This window comes from Neisseriaceae bacterium CLB008, assembly GCA_041228285.1.
GTDB lineage: Bacteria > Pseudomonadota > Gammaproteobacteria > Burkholderiales > Neisseriaceae > JAGNPU01.
Genome location: CP166133.1, coordinates 978,515 through 996,999 on the forward strand (window position 1 = coordinate 978,515; position 18,485 = coordinate 996,999).

Annotated in this window: 23 protein-coding genes; 16 read left to right on the forward strand and 7 right to left on the reverse strand. The window is 44.3% G+C overall.

Annotated elements, in window-relative coordinates; all coding sequences use genetic code 11:
• Positions 1-216: 216 nt before the first annotated feature.
• Entirely contained in the window at positions 217-849 is a 633-nt protein-coding gene (locus AB8Q18_04385) for a DUF1120 domain-containing protein (GenBank protein ID XDZ52294.1), read from the forward strand.
• A 199-nt stretch (positions 850-1,048) separates the two neighbouring features.
• Here the strand turns inward: AB8Q18_04385 and AB8Q18_04390 are convergent, their stop codons facing one another.
• The 6 genes from AB8Q18_04390 to AB8Q18_04415 form a co-directional block, all read right to left on the reverse strand.
• Complete coding sequence (locus tag AB8Q18_04390) at positions 1,049-1,210, reverse strand: integrase core domain-containing protein (protein ID XDZ52899.1); 162 nt, start codon at positions 1,208-1,210, stop codon at positions 1,049-1,051.
• A gap of 572 nt (positions 1,211-1,782) precedes the next feature.
• Positions 1,783-2,271, reverse strand: a complete 489-nt coding sequence (locus AB8Q18_04395) for a hypothetical protein (GenBank protein ID XDZ52295.1) — start codon at positions 2,269-2,271, stop codon at positions 1,783-1,785.
• 82 nt (positions 2,272-2,353) lie between these two features.
• A complete protein-coding gene (locus tag AB8Q18_04400) occupies positions 2,354-2,923 on the reverse strand; it encodes a hypothetical protein (GenBank protein XDZ52296.1) in 570 nt (189 codons plus the stop codon).
• A 93-nt stretch (positions 2,924-3,016) separates the two neighbouring features.
• The gene (locus AB8Q18_04405) at positions 3,017-3,142 is read right to left on the reverse strand and encodes an integrase core domain-containing protein (GenBank protein ID XDZ52297.1); all 126 of its coding nucleotides are present in this window, start codon (positions 3,140-3,142) and stop codon (positions 3,017-3,019) included.
• Positions 3,143-3,563: 421 nt separating this feature from the next.
• Entirely contained in the window at positions 3,564-3,896 is a 333-nt protein-coding gene (locus tag AB8Q18_04410; GenBank protein ID XDZ52298.1) for a hypothetical protein, read from the reverse strand.
• A 346-nt stretch (positions 3,897-4,242) separates the two neighbouring features.
• Positions 4,243-4,326: a hypothetical protein gene (locus AB8Q18_04415; protein XDZ52900.1), complete on the reverse strand. Its 84-nt coding sequence runs from the start codon at positions 4,324-4,326 to the stop codon at positions 4,243-4,245.
• Positions 4,327-4,895: 569 nt separating this feature from the next.
• Here AB8Q18_04415 and AB8Q18_04420 point away from each other — a divergent pair.
• The 4 genes from AB8Q18_04420 to AB8Q18_04435 all read left to right on the forward strand — a co-directional run bounded on the left by AB8Q18_04420 (position 4,896) and on the right by AB8Q18_04435 (position 8,842).
• Complete coding sequence (locus AB8Q18_04420) at positions 4,896-5,651, forward strand: lytic transglycosylase domain-containing protein (protein XDZ52299.1); 756 nt, start codon at positions 4,896-4,898, stop codon at positions 5,649-5,651.
• A 107-nt stretch (positions 5,652-5,758) separates the two neighbouring features.
• Entirely contained in the window at positions 5,759-6,082 is a 324-nt protein-coding gene (locus AB8Q18_04425; GenBank protein XDZ52300.1) for a TrbC/VirB2 family protein, read from the forward strand.
• A 14-nt stretch (positions 6,083-6,096) separates the two neighbouring features.
• Complete coding sequence (locus tag AB8Q18_04430) at positions 6,097-6,525, forward strand: VirB3 family type IV secretion system protein (GenBank protein ID XDZ52301.1); 429 nt, start codon at positions 6,097-6,099, stop codon at positions 6,523-6,525.
• A 4-nt stretch (positions 6,526-6,529) separates the two neighbouring features.
• Positions 6,530-8,842: a conjugal transfer protein gene (locus tag AB8Q18_04435; GenBank protein ID XDZ52302.1), complete on the forward strand. Its 2,313-nt coding sequence runs from the start codon at positions 6,530-6,532 to the stop codon at positions 8,840-8,842.
• 163 nt (positions 8,843-9,005) lie between these two features.
• Here the strand turns inward: AB8Q18_04435 and AB8Q18_04440 are convergent, their stop codons facing one another.
• Positions 9,006-9,449, reverse strand: a complete 444-nt coding sequence (locus tag AB8Q18_04440) for a hypothetical protein (protein XDZ52303.1) — start codon at positions 9,447-9,449, stop codon at positions 9,006-9,008.
• Positions 9,450-9,623: 174 nt separating this feature from the next.
• On the opposite strand from AB8Q18_04440, the gene AB8Q18_04445 reads away from it, so the two are divergent.
• The 11 genes from AB8Q18_04445 to AB8Q18_04495 all read left to right on the forward strand — a co-directional run bounded on the left by AB8Q18_04445 (position 9,624) and on the right by AB8Q18_04495 (position 18,482).
• Entirely contained in the window at positions 9,624-10,277 is a 654-nt protein-coding gene (locus AB8Q18_04445; GenBank protein XDZ52304.1) for a type IV secretion system protein, read from the forward strand.
• A 47-nt stretch (positions 10,278-10,324) separates the two neighbouring features.
• A complete protein-coding gene (locus tag AB8Q18_04450) occupies positions 10,325-10,570 on the forward strand; it encodes a hypothetical protein (GenBank protein XDZ52305.1) in 246 nt (81 codons plus the stop codon).
• Positions 10,571-10,591: 21 nt separating this feature from the next.
• The gene (locus tag AB8Q18_04455; GenBank protein ID XDZ52306.1) at positions 10,592-11,545 is read left to right on the forward strand and encodes a type IV secretion system protein; all 954 of its coding nucleotides are present in this window, start codon (positions 10,592-10,594) and stop codon (positions 11,543-11,545) included.
• A 186-nt stretch (positions 11,546-11,731) separates the two neighbouring features.
• On the forward strand, positions 11,732-12,445 hold the full coding sequence (locus AB8Q18_04460) for a virB8 family protein (GenBank protein XDZ52307.1): 714 nt from the start codon (positions 11,732-11,734) through the stop codon (positions 12,443-12,445).
• 11 nt (positions 12,446-12,456) lie between these two features.
• Positions 12,457-13,281: a P-type conjugative transfer protein VirB9 gene (gene virB9, locus AB8Q18_04465; GenBank protein ID XDZ52308.1), complete on the forward strand. Its 825-nt coding sequence runs from the start codon at positions 12,457-12,459 to the stop codon at positions 13,279-13,281.
• 14 nt (positions 13,282-13,295) lie between these two features.
• On the forward strand, positions 13,296-14,534 hold the full coding sequence (gene virB10 / locus AB8Q18_04470) for a type IV secretion system protein VirB10 (GenBank protein ID XDZ52309.1): 1,239 nt from the start codon (positions 13,296-13,298) through the stop codon (positions 14,532-14,534).
• Positions 14,535-14,656: 122 nt separating this feature from the next.
• Positions 14,657-15,748 (forward strand): ATPase, T2SS/T4P/T4SS family, encoded by a 1,092-nt coding sequence (locus AB8Q18_04475; protein XDZ52310.1) that lies wholly within the window; start codon positions 14,657-14,659, stop codon positions 15,746-15,748.
• The gene (locus tag AB8Q18_04480) at positions 15,748-16,293 is read left to right on the forward strand and encodes a hypothetical protein (protein ID XDZ52311.1); all 546 of its coding nucleotides are present in this window, start codon (positions 15,748-15,750) and stop codon (positions 16,291-16,293) included. Before AB8Q18_04475 ends, AB8Q18_04480 begins: the two co-directional genes overlap by 1 nt.
• Positions 16,290-16,769, forward strand: coding sequence for a thermonuclease family protein (locus AB8Q18_04485; protein ID XDZ52312.1), 480 nt, complete (start codon positions 16,290-16,292; stop codon positions 16,767-16,769). Before AB8Q18_04480 ends, AB8Q18_04485 begins: the two co-directional genes overlap by 4 nt.
• Positions 16,770-16,803: 34 nt before the next feature.
• Complete coding sequence (locus tag AB8Q18_04490; GenBank protein XDZ52313.1) at positions 16,804-17,496, forward strand: DUF2786 domain-containing protein; 693 nt, start codon at positions 16,804-16,806, stop codon at positions 17,494-17,496.
• An 83-nt stretch (positions 17,497-17,579) separates the two neighbouring features.
• Positions 17,580-18,482, forward strand: coding sequence for a recombination-associated protein RdgC (locus AB8Q18_04495; protein XDZ52314.1), 903 nt, complete (start codon positions 17,580-17,582; stop codon positions 18,480-18,482).
• The last annotated feature ends 3 nt before the right edge of the window (positions 18,483-18,485 follow it).

Consider the following 18,485-nt stretch of genomic DNA (forward strand, 5'->3'; position numbering starts at 1 on the left):
ATGGGTTATAAAAATGAAATTTGAGTTTAAAATAAAAAATGACAATTGATTTTTAAATGTAAAGTTTTGTATTTGCTATATTGTAACAGGCTGATTAGCATACCTTCTGTATAACATATTTTTAGATAGGATTCAGGATTATATGAATGATCGCAACAAAACAGAGGGCCCAAAATGAAAATGCATACATCTTTGCGCTTAATGATAGGAAACACAATGAAAAAATCTTTATTGGCGCTTGCAATATTGTTTATAGGATCGTTATCCGTTAATGCTTACGCGGCAGGAGCCCCTAATAGTGAACTGATCGTTTCTGGTTCTTTGAAAGTGCCTACCTGTACGATCACCCCTGCCGCAGACGGTGTATATGATATAGGCAAGCAATCTGCTACTTTGGTTAAACCAGCTGCGGAAACCCAATTAGCTACCATATCGCAAAATTGGTTGGTTCAGTGTGATGCCGATACTTATTTGGTGTTTACACCAATTGACAATCGGGCTGATAGTTCAAGCAAAGCTGGTTTCACATACTTTGGTTTGGGCCATGTGAATGGTGAGGGGAAAATAGGCTACTTTTCTGCGGCCATCACTAATGGTCAAGTAGATGGAGTATCTAGTAAAGTGTTTGTTACTTCTATTGGTGCGATTGGTGGTGCAGCAACTGCCAACCTTGCAAGTGATGCACGGACAGGTTGGTCTGATGGTAAACAATTACAAAGCGGTAAGCTATTCTCAGGTGACATCGTTGTATCCCCTGTGTTGGGCAGTACCGCAACCATGAATGGTCCAGTAACTGAAGACACCGACATTGACGGTTCTTTGACCCTGAGCTTCGGCTTCGGCATCTAAACTTTGTAAAGGTTATGCCTTGAAGTGCGGCCATGACAAGATTTTTTGCTCTTGGAATTAGCAAGTGTTTATGAGTAAAGCCTATGTTTATAGGCCAGTTGGCTAGAGTAATAAGAGTGGCAGTGTTATTGATAAATTTTTGTTATTTTTGGTCATGATCCTTGGTTAAAATGTAATGACTCAGCGATTTTTGCGCAACTTAAGCAGCTAAGGCATACACTTTAGGAGGGATTTTCATCTTTAAAGCTTGATGCGGCCGCTCATGATTATAGAGTTGCAACCAGCGACCCAGAGCTAGCCTAACGGCACTGAGTGATTCAAAGTTATGTAACCATAAGCATTGCTCTTTGACCGTTCTAATGAGCCGTTAAATCCTGCCGTTTTGCGGCGGCGTATGTGGGCGTAATCGCTCGTGGGGCAGGCTATATTGATAGGCGTATTTTTATTTTCACCCAAGTAAGAGGGCAGCAGTGTAATAGCCAACATAAGACAATGCCTTAATAATTTGCTTTACTCTTGCAGCCAGCCACTGGTTGATCTATGCAGCCTCAGTTATTGGTTTTACCTGTGATGATTTTTTGACGAGTTCAGTTTGGCGTTTGGCGGTCCAGCGTTGAACTTCTGGTTTGTTGCTATTAATGATTTCTGAATAAATTAATACACAATTTCATGTGCAGTTATTCTCTGGTTCATGACATTTTCTGTCTATTACCTTGTTTTCAAAAAGACATCAGAAAAGGGGAGCATAACCTCTCCCCCTTTTACGCTAATAAAAATTAAGACGCTTGGATTGTATCAAGATGATTTGAAATTGCTGCATGAAATTCAGCACAAAGAATAGTATTCAACTCATTCAAATTTTTATCAGCAATAAGTCAAAATGAACAGCTACACCCATTTTTGAATCATCTTAAAATGTTCACAACTGCATTATTATTGAGCAGCCTCAATACGGCCAACTTCTAAATTATAGATACAGCTTGGCGCAAATAAGCTTTTACTCAAGTACATATCATTAATAATGCCATAAATGCGCACTTTTGACCCTTTAGGGAATTGCTTCATTTGTTTTTTGATTGTACTTTCCTTTGTGGCTACCATTGCCGTGCAATCAGAACCTACTTCTTCAGCCGTTAATGAACGGTAACCTCTTATTTCTTTTAAATCCTCAACTTTAACGACTGTACCTGTAATGGCGATTACTTGACCGCTCCATTTTTTTTTAGCCGTGGCCTCATTTTTCTTCAGCTCATTGTAAACCTGGGATAAAGCAACACTTGGCACATCTTTATATAAAGCGGCATCTTTATCATCATTAAATAGGAAAGGAAGGGAATGAACCGCTCCAGAACCCGTCATTAACAGCGCTCCCATTAGAATTGATAATGGTTTGATAAATAAATTTCTTTTTTTACTAAGCATAAAAACTCCTTTATTATCTATTGGTCAAATGCATATTCAATGCTGACGCTCAACTATATTTAGAATCGATTAATTAAGTTAATTAAAACCACGAGCTGTTTTGTCGTTTCTTGTTTTCTTGATGTTTCTTATAAGCTTCATCCCATACCCGTCCTGCATAATAAGCATTGCACTCAGAGTTCTGCTCTAGCTTTTGAATCAGTCCTTTGGCGTTTGTAATAACTTTTGTTTCGCAAACTTCATATCTGCGATCATTTCCCCAAATACTATAATAGGTGAGAACCGATTCTTTCCAAGTCAAGATTTTACCGCCGTCTTCCTTCTTATACGTTCCCCAAGGAGCAGAATACTTCTCAACATAAGTATCAATATGCGTCCCTTTAAGTTCTTCAGTTAATTTTTTATTACGGGCTTCCGTATAAACACTGACGTAGCCTGGGCGATTCTGAGTACCCATACTCGGAATCGGCTCCCAAGCATTAGGGTTAGAAGCAGTGTTGTTTTGACTTTCTTCGATTAACTCATTTCGTTCGCTTGCTTTTGCATTTTTTTGTTTCAATTTATCTAGGCTACTTTGCGCATAAGCACAATTTACAAAAGAAAATGCAAGGCCAAAAACTAAACACTTATATCCTAAATTTTTAGTGATCATATTGTTCTTTGTTCCTATATTTTAAAGCACACTTTATTTTCTAAGCCAAAATGGCGGTAATCCTCCCATTTTTAATAGGAGTATGCAGTCGAATTAATTGACCATCAGTGGCGGTTTACCGCCGTTGGCCGTGTGTGGTCGTGCATGATTATAAAACCATAACCATGTCATGGCAAAGTTTTGTATTTCTGTTATATCGCTAAACAAATATGGATTCAATAGTCGATAGTGTACGGTGTGGTTATATATTTACAATCATGAGGGTAATCTCCCCTAAAAAAAATGTATTCTAAGATAGAATTTTTTGATCTTGTTATGAAAAAGGAATTCTATAGGAAGGCGACTAAATCCGAAAAGCCAGGCTCTATACCATTCTTGGTATAGAGCCTGGCTTTTTTATTACTTTCAATTATATTTTCTTGAGTATAAAAGTATTTCTTAATTTAGCCATTGTATGGCGTGTAATGACCCAGCTGTTTCTGCACAACTAGGTAACTTAAAGCCACTACGATCTATGACGTGTGTGATATTTGGATCTGGCATAGGAATGCCTTTAACCTGGCAGATAAGCTGGGTAAGTTTATTGATATTGATTTTGTAATGCATTTTAGCGAATTAATCACTGTGATCACAATGATGATTAGCGTTGAAGCAATTTTTTTGTATTGATGATTTTGTTACCATGTTTGGACAGCTCATAGACAAAAACGGGTGCCCCTCCGCCTTTTTTAAAAACACTATCATTACTTTCTAGTTCTTCTGATATCTGAATTCGAATGTTATTGTCGGCGCTATGGACGGTTACTGAAAAAAGGTTAAGGTCATCTATTTTGTTCGTGCTATGAAAATCGTTTAGTGCTGTATAAATTGCTTGGGTCTCATTGTGATTTAATAAGATTACTTTTGTTGGGCCTTTCGCCTGTAAATTGGCGGCGCCACACGATATGATGATGAAGATTAAAATTTTTTTCATCGATGCCTCGTTTAAATTTATTGGTTTTTGAATTGTAGGCTATTTGTAATTCTTTGTGTAAGTGATAGATGTTTTCGGGGGGATTAAATCAAAAATAAAAGGTAGCGATACGGTAAGTAGTATAAGACCAAACTTATAGGATTTTCTTGATTCAGGTTGCTTCATAACCACGTTGTAATAGAAGCTGCACTTAGACAAGCCAAACCATAGGCAGCATGCACTTTGTCTAGATTCTGTTCATACGGTTTAGTCATGCGCAGCGATTCTCTGGGTCATTACATTCCCTCATTCAAATAATCGCAGCTAAACCTGGAGTTATCGCGTAATTGACACAAGCATCCATACTTCAAAACATTAGGATGCAATCCAATCTACCTGTTTTTTTCATCATTATATAGCGTAGACCAGCTTGCTCTTGTACCTCTGAAATAGCCTCAAAACCAAAGTGCTCATAAGCATTTACATCAACACGCTGATCAGATCACTAATATATTGAGTCCAGAAGATGGACAAAAATTGGGCGCGCCCGAAAAAGGGGCTAGACATAAAAATAGCCCAGACATTGTCTGGGCTATTTAAATTTGGTGCCGGTACCAAGAGTCGAACTCGGGACCTTCTGATTACAAGTGTGGATGTGATTTTTTAAGTACTTGATTATAAATAATAGTGATGCTTGCACATACCATTACTATCAACTCAATTTAGCTATGAACGGTCACACTTTGGACTCAGTAGTTATTATAAAAGGGAGCACTCAAATGGCAATTTACTTTGTGACATCAAGCATCTTTTTTTTGAGTATTAAACGCTATGTGCCAGGTTTGATTTGGTGGCCTGTTTTTGGTACCTCACTTTTGTGCTTGTTAGCTTATTTATCACGCTAATTTCAGGTGTTTATTTTTAGGTATTTATTTGGCCAACGTTAATGCGTTGGTTTTTTATGGGTAATCGAATATGTTTAATAAACGTTTAACAATACTTGGGCTATGCCTTGTGCCCATGACCTTACAAGCCGCCACAGGCGGTTTCTCTCATGCTGTTCAGCAACAAACTAGGCCAGCGGCTACAACGGTTAACTTCAATGCGCTGGCCAGTCAGTGTGCTAAAGGTGTTCATCCTGAAACTATGCAGGCCATTGTTCGGGTCGAAAGCAAGTTTAATCCCTACGCTATTGGGGTTGTCGCCGGTGCATTGAAGCGCCAGCCTCGTACTCACGCTGAAGCGGTCGCCGCAGCCAATATGTTGCATGCTCAAAAGCGTAACTTCAGCATGGGGCTGGCTCAGATTAACCGGCACAACTTGAAGCATTACGGTCTTACTTATGAAACGGTTTTTGATCCCTGTAAGAATCTTAATGCAGGGGCCAAGATTTTGGCCGAGTGCTTTAGTCGGGCAGAAGGCGGTAAGGCTACCCAGTCAGCCTTACAAAAGGCCTTTAGCTGCTACTACAGCGGTAACTTTCGCTTCGGCTTTACCCAAGACTTTAAAGGCCAACCTTCTTATGTTCAGAAAGTATTAAACAGTGCCGCCCTTAATAGTCCGACAGCTTCCGTTAAAGTGCCTGCGGTGAATTCTAGTCAAACGATGATTAAACCAGTGGCCTATCAGGCACCGAAAAAGAAAGCAGCTCCTAAACCACAACCAAGTCAAACAGTGACGGCTCAGCCAGCTCAAGCCATGATTGTGGATCAACAGCCTGCCAGTGAGCCACCTAAAAAGGCGGCGAACAGTTGGGATGTGTTTGCCCAGTTTTAATTAAGTTTTTAGTTTAAGTTTTTTACTGCCGACTAATGTCGGTTTTTTTGTGTCTATTTCCGGCCTTTGAGCCGGTTTTTTTATGTCTTTTATTTAAGGAAATATGTATGAACGTTCAAAAAACACTATCTAAGTCTGCTCTATCTGGTCAGTTTTTGATCATGGCATTGGGTTTGTTGGTTTCTCAAGCTGCGATGGCCGCAGGCTTTGAGGGTGAAGCCACTTCCATGATGACCAATATTCGTACTGGTATTTATGCGATTGTCGGTGTGGCTGCAACGATTGGTCTCGTCTGGCAGTTTGCCCAAGGCTGGATGGGGCGTAAGAGCTGGGGCGAAATCTTTGAAACCTGTGGTTGGATTGTGGGTGCCGGTGCTGGTATTGCCTTAGCAACCTGGCTATTCACTAAAGGTGGTGGCATGTCGTTCTAAGAAAGGTGGCCAACATGAAAGAGAAGGAAGACATCAATACTGAGCAACCCACCTATAACGCTTTAGGCCGTTCGGCCATGTTTTTTGGTGTGCCGATCTTAGCTTTAGCGGTCTGTGGGTTTGTCGGTGTTCTGGGTACGTTGTTGGCCATGCCCTTCCTGGAGGGAAGGGCATTGTTCATCCTCTTACTCCCCATCCCCTTTATTTTGTTCTTACGAACGATTTCAGCAACGGACGACAGTGCTTTTCGCATTGTGTCTTTAGAGCTGAAATGGTTCTTGCGTAAGGCGAATGGGAAATTGTTTAACGGTACTAATACGGTCTTGGCGACCAAGTATGGGAGACAGCGAAGTGATTATCAGCGATTTTTTGAGCAAGGCCCTGAAGGGTCAGCCAGCTCAATCAGACTTTCTGCCGAAAATCTGCCAACACGTCACAAGTAATATTGTGAATTTTAAAACGGGGCACGTCGGCTTCACCATTCGATTAGAAGGCATTCCTTTTGATGGATCGGACGACAAGCATCTTTTCAACCAGTACGTGAACCTTAGCAATCTATTTGCCGGTATGGGTAAGTCGCTGGGTAATAACCTAGCGGTCTGGACAACATTGCAGCGTAAGAAGATTAATTTTGATCGACGCTATTCATTCACCACCGAGTTTTGTCAGCAGTTTGCCAATAAGTACCTGGCACGTTTTCAGGAGGAAGATTATTTTGAGAATGTGTTCTACATCACGGTGCTGATTAAAAGTGATGACCTGGATGATGGCATTAAGGAAGCCGAAGAGCAAATCAACATCATGATGCGTTCTTTACAGCCCTACGAGCCTTACTTGCTGACGGCCTACCAGAACGATGAAGGCACCTTGTTTTCTGAGGTGTACGAATTCTTTGGTGGCCTGATCAACGGCGAGAAAGAGCAAATTCCTTTATCAACGCTCGATGCTTACCAGGTCATCCCTAGCGCTGACTTACACTTTGGCTCTGAAGTCTGCGAGATTCGGACGCCCAGTGGAGCCCAAAAGTATGCGGTGATGTACGACCTCAAAGACTTTGGGTTAAGTAAGCCTAAAATTCTGACCGGTGTTTTGTCTTTACCCTGTGAGTTCACCCTGACGCAAAGCTTAGTCTATGTGAATTCACATACGATGCAAGAAGACATTAAGAAGCAGCTCAACAACCTGAAGTCAGTCGGTGACCAAGCCGCGGAACAGCAGAATGAGTTGGCGTATGGTCTAGGCCAGCTGACAGCCGGTGAGCTGATGTTTGGTGATTATCACGCTGCCCTGGTGGTGTATGGTAAAACAGCCAAAGAGGCTTCCTATAATGGCTCTCGTGCCTATGCGGCCTTCTTGAATGCGGGCGGTTTTCGCTTTACTAAAGGTGGTCTATCAGCACCGGCCACATTCTTTAGCCAATTGCCAGGCAGTAAAGAGAAGCCGCGCTCTTTCCCTAAAACCACGGCCAATCTGGCCACGACGTTTGGCATTCACAATTACTCTCATGGTAAGAAGTATGGAAACCCAATTGGCGATGGTAGTGCAGTGATGCCGCTGCAAACCGTATCTAAAACGGTGTACGACTTTAACTTCCATTTCAGCAACCCTAAAGAAGACAACGTGGGCGATAAGATTGCTGGCCACACGTTGATTTTGGGTGCCACCGGTACGGGCAAGACCACGTTGCAAACGGCACTGCTGGCCTTTAATGAACGCTTTGACCCTTACATCTTCGCCCTAGACCTGGATCGAGGGATGGAGATTTTTATTAGGGCCATTGGTGGCAGCTACTTCTCATTAGAAGCCGGTAAGCCTTCTGGTTTGAATCCGTTCCAGTTAGAAGATACGCCGACTAATCGTGACTTCCTGTATACCTTGGTGGGCATTTGCGGCAAGAACAGTGAAGGTAAGCTGACGGCTGAAGAAGAAAAACAAATTGAACAGGCGGTTGATGCCACGTTAAGTTTGGATTTTGGTAATCGTAACTTTAGCCGGCTACTCGAAAGCATCCCCATCTCTGCTGATGATGACGCCTTGCGGGTACGCTTAAACCGTTGGTGCCGATCTGCTGGCGGTCGTTATGCCTGGTGCTTGGATAACGATGAAAACGCCTTCGATCCTAAAGCCTTCTTCCGCGTTGGGTTTGATTTAACCGATGTGCTGAAGGACAACTATGCGCCCACTGAGCCGGTGCTGGCGTACATGTTCCACCTTCGTGACATCATGATGGATGAGGTGGCTAAGAAGGGCGGCATCTTGGCTTCGATTGTTGAGGAGTTCTGGTATGCCGCACGTTACCAGGTGACTCAGGATTTGATCCTTAAAATCTTGAAGACGGATCGTAAGCGCGGTGGTTGGCTTATTCTTGTTTCTCAATCACCGGAGGACGCCATCAACTGCCCGATCTTCCCCGCCATCATTCAGCAGACGCCGACTAAAATCTTCTTACCCAATCCTGATGCTGAGTTTGAAGGCAGTTATCAGCGTTGTGGTTTGACGCTGAAAGAGTATGAGGAGCTGGCCAAGCTGACCTTAGAAAGCCGTACCTTCTTAGTGAAGCAAAGCCGGCAATCTGCTTTTGCGAAGCTAGACCTGTACGGATTCAGTGATGAGATTGCGGTGCTGTCAGGCTCTTCAGAGAACATCGAGCTGCTGCATAAGGTCATGGCTGAATATGGAGATACACCGGAACAGTGGTATCAGCCGTTTCAACAGGCCATCCGGAATAGTCGAGCAGTCAGTGTTAAGCCTATTCAGTAAAACGAATGGTTTTTTTGTGCCACCAGATTTTATTTGGTGGCACGTTATAAAGAGTAAATTAATATGACTTTATATTTTGATTTTATTCAGATAAATAGTGCTCTTCAAATAATACATGTAATTTTAGTCATTATCATTTTTGTAATTATATCTAGGTTGTAAATTAATACATATTTTCGTTGGCTGGGTTGATTGGGATTTCAAGGATAGGGGATCTAGGCCAAGCAATGTTTTTATATTTTATGTAAATAACAAAAGGAGCTTTGGTTTTTTCTAACCGTAGTTTGAATATTGGAACGCCTATGCTATTGCTAAATTTAGGGTTGATTGTCAAATTTAATTTAATCTTTTTATTTTGAACAAGGGTATCTATGCCATCAATCTTATACCCAATAATTTTAGGTGCTTGAGAGCCTCTACAAGCAAGCTTAGTTATTTTATATGGGCGTGAATCTAGTCGACCGAATTCTATGAAAAGAGTTATTGATTGGTTGTCGTTGTGAAGATGATATGAGATTGGAGGAGTGGCTCTTTTAAATTCTTTTAGTAGTAATACAAATAGTGTGATTACGCCAGCTATGCTGGTCATGATTGTCAGAATATTCATTTATATCTAATTTTTAGGTGGGTTTATGGATGTCTTAGTTAATACGTTCTATGTCATGTTACTAAATATTGTAATGGATATTTGCATATTATTAATTCTATTTAACAAGTTTCGTCAGTATCGTTAGTGCCACTTCACAAGAAGTGGTTTTTTTATCCTTGCAAGGAGTAAGACATGAAGCAAAAAAGTAAGGTATTAAAAATCGTGGCTGCCCTCGTACTATCGGGCAGCTTTTTTTATGGGCCTGTTCAGGCCGCAGGCATCCCTGTTTTTGATGGGGCCGGCGTTGCTCAAGCGATGCAGCAAGTTGTTCACATGAAGGAGCAGATTGACAACCAGATCAACCAAATCAATCAGCTTAAAAGCCAAGTTAAGGCCATGACCGGTAGTCGTAACCTTGGCAATATCCTTAAAAATACGGTGAAGGATCAGGTGCCGGATGAGTGGGCCAGCATCTACAACAGTGGCGTAACCTTAACGCAGAAAAATAGCGTGGCCAGCAATAAGTACAACCCAAATGCCAGTCAAGACAACCTATTAAAGGTTTTTGACCTCTCTCAAAAGACTTTTAAAGATACTAAACAACGCTTAGATAATATCGATGGGTTGATGCGTCAAATTGATCTGGCTCAAGACATGAAGGCGGCTGCCGACTTACAAAACCGCATTGCCATCGAGCGGGGGGTGATTCAGCAACAGCAGATCAAACTGGACATGATGGCCCGCACCTATCAGCTTCAGCAGGAAATTGAAGATGAACGCTATAACGAACGGGCTAAGTGCATTGCCTCTCATCTAGAAGATCGTAATTTCAGTGCTTGTCATTAACCCTTAAATCAATGGGCACCGTGGGTGCCCATTGCGGAGTATTTATCATGAAAGAAATGTATACCCCCTTCGTTCTTGTTTCAATCACTCTGGCTATGCTGTCAGCTTGTGGTGGCCCAACCAAGGCTGAAATTGAAGAAATTAAAGATGAAGAATATCGCTATATGGCCAGCTGTATTGCCAGTCACACTTTAGATAAAAATTTCAATCAATGCGAAACAGACTTTAAAGCCAAATTTGGTTATGAGTACCAGGATTCATACGTATTGAAAGAAATGAAATTTGAAGAGTAGTGATACTCAAAGGACAGAATTATGGAAAAGCATTTTTTTAAGGACGTCACCGACTTATTGCTGAACGGAATGGGGTCAAATTTATTCCATCAGTCCAGCAATATCATTGCAGGCGTAGCCCCTATTTTTCAGATTGGTTTTGGGATTTACATCTTGTTAGTCGCTTTTAATTACTATAACAAGGGCGTAGATACCAGCATTGTAGACTTGTCTAAAAATGCGGCCGGTTGGCTAATTGTGATCGCCTGTGCGTTTAATGCTGGCCAATATGCCCGTATCGCTAATTTTGCCTGGGGGCTACCTGAGGCCATGAGTGGTTTGCTCAGTACGACTAATTTTAGTGCCAGTGCATTGGATGATATTTTTACTAACTTTATGAAAACGATTGTTGAAATCTCCAAACAAAGTGAGGCACTACCCCTTAGGCGTATGGCAGATAAGCTAGCTATTTCTATTTCAATTACAGTCATGACCATTTGCTTTGGTATTTTGTTTGCCATTATTACGGCGTTTTATTTGGTGGCAAAATTGTCGTTGGCGATGGTCATTGTCATCGGGCCGATCTTTATTGGTGCGATGCTCTTTCCCGCTACTCGGCAATGGGGCATGAATTGGATTGGCCAGGTCATGAACTATTCAATCACCATTATGTTCTTCACCATTTTGGCATCTTTAGTAAATGATTTTTACATCAATCATATCGAGAGCAGCTTAAACGGTGTTTTTGGGCAAAACGGGGTTGCGCTTTTCTCCATTATTGCGACGGCGATGCCTGCATTTATATTATCAACCGTTATCTTTGTGGTGGTGACCTGGAACATTCCAGGGATTGCCTCTGCATTAACGGGTGGCGCCGGTGCCAATGGTTTCAGTCGAACTTTGGCAAATGTGGCACGAATGTCTAAAGGCATGCCGCCGTTACCGCCTGGTGGTGGCGGAAGTAAGGGTGGCGGGGGCAGTATTGGCAAGGGTTAAAATCATCATTCATAGACCGCCATCCGGCGGTTTTTTTATGTCTTTTTAAAACACAGGGAACCGTTTTATGAAACATCTTTTATTGTGCTTGGGGCTTGCTGCTGTGTTAGCTGGCTGCGCCCATCAACCAGGTAAGCCTTATGGGCAATCCTTTCCAATCAACGTGACTGCTCAGGAGTTGGTGAAATGAGTAAAAAAGTAACAAACCCAAAAAAGAAACACCCTATTAAGGCCGGCAATGAGTTTATCCAAGCGGCCAAAGCATTTGAGTCCTCTGAAATTGATCGTGTGCGCCGCAACAGCAAAATTGCCTGGCGGTTGGCTGCTGGTTGTTTGGTTTTAGCCGGCGTGGCCATTGGTGCTGTCGCCGGTCTTACGCCTCTTAAAACCACCACACCGTTTGTGATTCGCGTGGACAACAACACCGGTGCCACAGACATTGTGACCACGCTGAAGCATTCAGAAAAAAGCTATGGTGAAGTCACAGACAAATTTTGGTTGGCCCAGTACATCCAAAACCGTGAAGGCTATGACTGGCAAACGGTTCAGAACACCTATGATGCGACGCAGCTGTTGAGTGCCAGTCAGGTGCAAGCTGAGTTCTCTAAACTCTATAACGGCTCAACCAATGCCCCTCATCTGATCCTCAAAGACAACTACAAGGTCATCGCTAAGGTGAATGCGATCAGCTTTGTGGGCGACATGGCGCAAGTACGTTTTGAAAAACGAGTGGTGCCTGTGAAGGGGGATTTGGATAAACAGATTCCCGTACAAAAGATGATCGCGACGATCTCTTTTGAATACAAGAACGAACCGACTCAAGAGAAAGACCGCTTGGTAAATCCTCTGGGCTTCCAAGTAACCAGCTACCGCGTTGACCCAGAAAACGCAGCCATTTAAAGGACGTTGTGATGACATTGAAACAAAACCTAGCCAGCCTCGTGCTGGCTTCTTTAATGGCGCCGGCGGTTATGGCCGCTGCGACGCCTTACAGTCTTGGTGAAGATGCGCGTATTCAAACGGCAGCGTATAGCGCCAACCAGGTGTTTAACGTTCGGGCCCAGGTCGGCAAAGCAGTTTTGATTCAGCTTGAAGCTGATGAACGCATGACTGGCGACACCGCCGCCTTAGGTATGGGCGATGCCGACGCTTGGAATCTGGCGGTTAAAGGCAACAACATCATTTTTAAGCCGACGGCTCAAAGCCCAGCCACCAACATGATCGTGACGACCAATAAACGCACCTATGTATTTGCGCTGTCATTAGTGGGCGGCAAGGGTAAGGCCGCTCAAACGCCTACCTACGTTTTACGATTCTCTTACCCTGACTCGATTAGCGAAGCGCGCGCAGCTGAAGCCAGCAAGCGTGCCCAGGCTAATGCCTTATTGGATCGTTTGCAAAAAGTACCTGGTGATGTGGTGAATTCAAACTACTGGGGCAAAGGCGTTAAGGGCCTAGCACCGACTGCCGTTTACGACAATGGCCGTTTTACCTACTTCAGCTTTGATAATGGCAAAGATTTGCCGGCCATCTATAAAGAGCTGCCGGATGGGTCAGAGGCGCTGCTGAATACTCACATGGAAGGTGACACCGTTGTGGTTCATGAAGTGGCCAAGCAATTTATTTTGCGGTTGGGTGACTCTGCTTTGGGTTTAGAAAACCGTGGCTACGATGAACAAGGCCGCTTTAACCGTACTGGTACCGACGATGGCAACAGCGTTCGGATCATCAAATAAGAAAGGGGTACAACATGGGATTGTTTAACCGTAAGCCCAAGGATGACTTGGCAGAGCTAAATCAAATCACTGAAGAGCAGCCTTCTTTGGCTGAAAAGATTGGTGACAATGAAGTTGAGAAAGGCTTGCCACAAGACCTCTCTTCTAAGAAAAAGAACAGCATCGGCAAAGTAATGTTCCTAGCGGTGGCTCTGGTGGCCGTCGGGGTGATTGTGGCCGGTGCGATTGGCTTCACCGGTGGCTCTTCGGCACCAGAAGAAAAACAGCCTGACCAGCTTAATGCCAGCATTCAAAACAGCCAGCCTAAAAACTTTGAGCAAGATAAGTTAAAGCTGGCCATGCAGGATGAAGAGCAGGCACAGCTTGAAGCTGAGCTGTTTAGTACTGAGCAGGCTGAAACGGATCAGCCTGAGCATGTTGTTGGTGCGCAGGAACAAGGTGAAGTGGTTTATCAGTCCGCGCCAGCCTCTTCAGGTTCTAATGAGCCGGAACAAACGCCCAAAGACAGAAAGTTGCAAGGCGGTGTCCTTGTGTCACTGGGTAATGTTGCTGAAGCCTACACCGGTGATGGGGAGCAAGTAGACCCTAATTTCCAACAGGCGTCCCAAAGTGGTAATTCACCCTTACAAGATCGGCTTAAACCCACCGTAACCATGAGCACCAACGCCATGAAGCGTGGCGACATGACTTATGTGATGCGTAAAGGCACGAACATTGCTTGTACGTTGGAAACGCAAATCATCACCACACATCCAGGCTTAACCCGTTGTGTAGTGAATAAAGACGTTTACTCTGCCAACGGTAAAGTGTTGTTGCTGGAACGTGGCAGCAGCATTAATGGCGAGCAGACCTCGGCCTTAGTTCAAGGTCAGGCGCGCGTATTTGTGCTGTGGAATGAGGTTGAAACACCAAATGGTGTACGTGTGGCCATTAACTCTCCTGGTGCAGGCCAGTTGGGTGCCGCTGGTCATTCGGCCCGAGTGAATAATCACTTCTGGCAACGTTTTGGTGGGGCGATCTTGATTAGCTTGATTGGCGATGTGGCCGACAACATCAATAACCGTCAGCGTAATGGTGGTGAAATCACCTTCTCTAATTCTACCGATGCCGCCCAAGACATGGCCACGGAAGCACTAAAAAATAGCATCAACATTCCGCCCACCGGTTACGTAAATCACGGTTCATTGATTAACGTGATGGTGGCGCGTGACGTTGATTTTAGCAGTGTGTATGAACGTGTGACGCCTTATTAACCTCGCCATATTAATTTTAGATTGAAACTCACTAAGCCCACCATTTTATGGTGGGCTTTTTAAATTAAAACCCATTTCAACAAGTGGCTTTTGATTTACATCTCACAACAAAGGAGTAAGCAATGACTGAATACAAGCCGGACGCCACGGTGAGAAACATGATGGCGAACCTGGGCCTAGATGATTACCTCAATCGGCCTGGCGTGACTGAGGTCATGATTAACCGACCTGGAGAAGTCTTTATTGAAGGCAGTGACGGCATTGTGAGGCTTGAAGACTCACGACTGACCTTAAGCAGCCTAACCAATTTTGCCAATGCGCTGACCATTTTTAACGGCAAGCACATCACCATTAAAAGCCCTATGCATTCGGTGACGCTGCCGGATGGAGAGCGTGGCCACATTATGATGCCGCCTTCTTGTGAAGATGGCACCTTGGTCTTTGGCTTTCGTAAGCCGTCCAACAGTCGCTTTACGTTAGATGACTACATTGACAGTAAGCGAGTGCTGAATTTTAAAGATGTGGCCACCTATGGTAATCAAAACAAGCCATCCGAAATTGAGATCAACGGCCAGCAGTTCCGTGATTTGGCCGACAAGATGAAGCTGCCTCATGATGTGCCGTTGCAGGCATGGCAGCTTGAAATGCTTGAGCATAAAGCCAATCGTGACTTGAATGCTTTTTTTGAATTGGCGGTTAAACATAAGCTAAACATTTGCATGGTCGGCGGTACCGGCTCCGGTAAAACCACGTTTACCAAAGCCGTGGCAGATATGGTGCCGGCTTCAGTACGCATCATCACCATTGAAGACACTCATGAGCTGGACTTACCAAATCATCCTAATCATTTGCATCTATTCTTTAAAGAACACATCACGGCCAAAGCGGTGATTGCATCCTGTATGCGGTTAAAGCCTGATCGCATCTTTCTGACAGAGCTACGAGGAGATGAAGCTTGGGATTATCTGTCGGCACTTAATACAGGCCACCCTGGTGGCTTAACTTCGGTTCACGCCAATGATGCCTTATCGGTTCATTACCGCATTGCCCAGTTGGCCAAAGAGTCGTCCACCGGTCAGACGATGGACTACGACTACATTTTAAATTCCGTTAAAGCCACCATCGACATTGTGTGTTTCTTTGAAAAGACACACATGACCGAGCTTTACTTTGATCCTGTTGAAAAATTCTATGCCATGAGTGGGAGGGCCTAATGTTTAAGAAGCTTAAAAGAATCCTGTTTTACTTTAGTGTTCTGATTTTATTTGGTGGGCTGCTTTGGAAGCTGCTTGCGATTGAAAACATCATTTTAACGATGCTGCTGATGGCTCTGGTTTCGGGTCTGGGCTGGGTACTCTTCACTGCTTATGTCAATCATAAAGCAGGCAGTCATCAGAGTGGCGTGCCCACTAAATACATTGCCGTTGAAAAGCTGCACTTTGCACGCAGTATGTGCAAACGGCTTGATGAGTTCCGCGAGGACGTAGAGCTGATTTTTAATGATGCAGAACATGGTGCACCGTTGTTTAAAAAACACCCTCATTTGGTTGGCCACTTAGCCACGCAGGATGATTTCTTAATGCGCCTGTTTTATGAGGCCTATGGGTTCTATCCTGATCACAAGAATGATGCTGAGTGGGAAGCACTCATGAAGCAGCACGATCCTAAACGTTGTTCACCGTACATCCGGCCACGTTTATCGGTTTTAGGTGAATGTTGGTTGCCAGAGTATGTAGAAGCTAAAAAGGAAAAAGCATGAAGCATTGGTTAGTGCTTGTAGGCATCTTATTCATTGGCAGCGCTCAGGCAGCTACATTGGGATGCAAAGTGATTCATGTGGCTGATGGTGACACAGTGACGTGTTTGTTGGCCAACAAGAAAAAAGAACGTATTCGGCTGGCCGACATTGATGCACCAGAAAGCAAACAAGCCTTTGGTAACCAGTCCAAGCAGTTCTTGGCCAAGATGGTGCATGGTCAGCAGATCGCCGTCAAAACCAGCGGCAAAGACCAGTATGGCCGCTTGGTTGGCACGCTGTATTTGAATGGCCAAGACGTAAATTACGTCATGGTGCGATCGGGTATGGCTTGGGTTTATAAGGAGTACTCAAAGAACCCTAAATATTACTTGGCACAGCGGAATGCCCAAAAGGCCAAGCTGGGCTTGTGGCGTGATCCTAAACCTATTTATCCGAGTGAGTTTAGACGGCAAGCGAAACGAATGAAACAACATTAATGGCCCATGTGGGCCATTTTTATTTGAGGTAAGCATGGACGAATATTTAAAGAAAATCATCAGCAAGATTGAGAAGTGTCTGGCTTTGGCCAAGAGTTCAAATGAGCATGAGGCAGCAGTGGCATTGGGCCAAGCGCGTAAGCTTATGCAAGAGCATAACGTGGACTACATCGATATTGCCGTGGCCAAGGTGGCCGAAGCAGAAACCAGTAAAGTGGCTGAAGCCATGCCTGATTGGCAGTGGTCATTTGCTCATCTGATTGCTGACGCGTTTAACAGCAAGATGTACCAGGGCTGGCACAACGGTGCCCGCTGTATCAAATTCTATGGCTTGGCCAACAATGCTTTGTTTGCCAGCTATGCCTTTGAAGCGTTGATGCCTCGTTTAAAAAAGGCTAGGCGTGAGTACATGGCCACTGAGTTAAAACGGGTACGGGTGCGAGCGAATAAGACCTATCGAGCAGATCAGTTCTGTAAGGGGTGGGTGTCTACAGTGCGCCGTAAGATCGATCAACTAGGGTTTAGCCCTGACGAAGCGCAGGTGCTCGATGACTATAAAGAGAAGCGCTTGCAGTTATCGACGGGCAAAGCGTTAGTGGCAAAACCTAAAACCAGCGGCCTTAAAAGTGATGACAGCGATTTTATTAAGGGCCGTGCTGCTGGCTCATCCGTAGATTTGTACATGCCGGTTAATCAAGAGGCTGAGCTGGCCTTGCTGGCCGGTTAATCAGCCGACCTAGCTGCCCTCAGTAAAGCACTGAGGGCTTTTTATGCTTACGCATCATCATGAAATGAATACAAGGAATCGTTATGTTTTTTAAGCAATTATCTTTTTACCCACTGAATAAGGCTAACTTGCCTGAAATTGAAACCATTGTGGCCAAGCTGAGCGAAGCCCAGTTTGGCCCTTGTATGGGGTTAGATTGGTTTACTGAAGGGTTTGCTCCAGCGGTTGTGTTCGATGAGCGCCTGGCCTTCAGTACAGGCCAGAGTCATTTGATCGCGCTAAAGAAGGAAGCCAAAGTGTTGCCTAGCTCAGTCATTAAAGATGCGCTCAATGAAAAGGTTAGCCTAATTGAAAAAGAAGAAGCCCGCACCGTAGGCCGTAAAGAAAAGATGGCGCTTAAAGAGGCCATTACCGATGACTTGTTGCCCCGTGCCTTTACTAAAAGTAGTCGCACGAATGCTCTGTTTGACTATGACCGTGGCTATTTGATTGTAGACAGTGCCTCAGCTAACAAGGCGGAAGGCATGCTCAGCAAGATTCGCCAGGCGTTAGGTGGCCTAGAAGCCACTCTGCCTCATACCGAGATTTCGCCCTCAACCTTGATGACCAATTGGCTGTTGGCTGGTCAGGCAGAAGGTCATTTTGAATTAGACAGTGATTGCGTTCAGCGTGGCACCGGTTACGTGGCAGCGACTGTTCGGATTGCCAAGCAAGACTTAACCGAAGAAGAAGTCACCAACCACGTTAAGACGGGCAAAGTAGTCACCCAGTTGGGCCTTGTGTGGCAGGAACGTATTCGCTTCATCTTAACCGATCAGCTAAGCCTTAAGCGTATCCAATATTTAGACGTGCTTCAGGACGAGGCCAGCGAGCAGGGCGAAGACCTGGCAAGCCTGACAACGGCCAGCCAAATCATCATGACTGAAAACCTTGGGGCTTTGCTTGATGAGTTGATCGGCTATCTTGGTGGGTTGCAAAAGTCATGACTG

What these genes read in the sequence shown, in the direction of transcription:
- AB8Q18_04385 (XDZ52294.1), top strand. Translation starts at nt 217, where the DNA reads ATGAAAAAATCTTTATTGGCGCTTGCAATATTGTTTATAGGATCGTTA.
- AB8Q18_04395 (XDZ52295.1), bottom strand. Translation starts at nt 2,271, where the DNA reads ATGCTTAGTAAAAAAAGAAATTTATTTATCAAACCATTATCAATTCTA.
- AB8Q18_04400 (XDZ52296.1), bottom strand. Translation starts at nt 2,923, where the DNA reads ATGATCACTAAAAATTTAGGATATAAGTGTTTAGTTTTTGGCCTTGCA.
- AB8Q18_04410 (XDZ52298.1), bottom strand. Translation starts at nt 3,896, where the DNA reads ATGAAAAAAATTTTAATCTTCATCATCATATCGTGTGGCGCCGCCAAT.
- AB8Q18_04420 (XDZ52299.1), top strand. Translation starts at nt 4,896, where the DNA reads ATGACCTTACAAGCCGCCACAGGCGGTTTCTCTCATGCTGTTCAGCAA.
- AB8Q18_04425 (XDZ52300.1), top strand. Translation starts at nt 5,759, where the DNA reads ATGAACGTTCAAAAAACACTATCTAAGTCTGCTCTATCTGGTCAGTTT.
- AB8Q18_04430 (XDZ52301.1), top strand. Translation starts at nt 6,097, where the DNA reads ATGAAAGAGAAGGAAGACATCAATACTGAGCAACCCACCTATAACGCT.
- AB8Q18_04440 (XDZ52303.1), bottom strand. Translation starts at nt 9,449, where the DNA reads ATGAATATTCTGACAATCATGACCAGCATAGCTGGCGTAATCACACTA.
- AB8Q18_04445 (XDZ52304.1), top strand. Translation starts at nt 9,624, where the DNA reads ATGAAGCAAAAAAGTAAGGTATTAAAAATCGTGGCTGCCCTCGTACTA.
- AB8Q18_04450 (XDZ52305.1), top strand. Translation starts at nt 10,325, where the DNA reads ATGAAAGAAATGTATACCCCCTTCGTTCTTGTTTCAATCACTCTGGCT.
- AB8Q18_04455 (XDZ52306.1), top strand. Translation starts at nt 10,592, where the DNA reads ATGGAAAAGCATTTTTTTAAGGACGTCACCGACTTATTGCTGAACGGA.
- AB8Q18_04460 (XDZ52307.1), top strand. Translation starts at nt 11,732, where the DNA reads ATGAGTAAAAAAGTAACAAACCCAAAAAAGAAACACCCTATTAAGGCC.
- virB9 (XDZ52308.1), top strand. Translation starts at nt 12,457, where the DNA reads ATGACATTGAAACAAAACCTAGCCAGCCTCGTGCTGGCTTCTTTAATG.
- virB10 (XDZ52309.1), top strand. Translation starts at nt 13,296, where the DNA reads ATGGGATTGTTTAACCGTAAGCCCAAGGATGACTTGGCAGAGCTAAAT.
- AB8Q18_04475 (XDZ52310.1), top strand. Translation starts at nt 14,657, where the DNA reads ATGACTGAATACAAGCCGGACGCCACGGTGAGAAACATGATGGCGAAC.
- AB8Q18_04480 (XDZ52311.1), top strand. Translation starts at nt 15,748, where the DNA reads ATGTTTAAGAAGCTTAAAAGAATCCTGTTTTACTTTAGTGTTCTGATT.
- AB8Q18_04485 (XDZ52312.1), top strand. Translation starts at nt 16,290, where the DNA reads ATGAAGCATTGGTTAGTGCTTGTAGGCATCTTATTCATTGGCAGCGCT.
- AB8Q18_04490 (XDZ52313.1), top strand. Translation starts at nt 16,804, where the DNA reads ATGGACGAATATTTAAAGAAAATCATCAGCAAGATTGAGAAGTGTCTG.
- AB8Q18_04495 (XDZ52314.1), top strand. Translation starts at nt 17,580, where the DNA reads ATGTTTTTTAAGCAATTATCTTTTTACCCACTGAATAAGGCTAACTTG.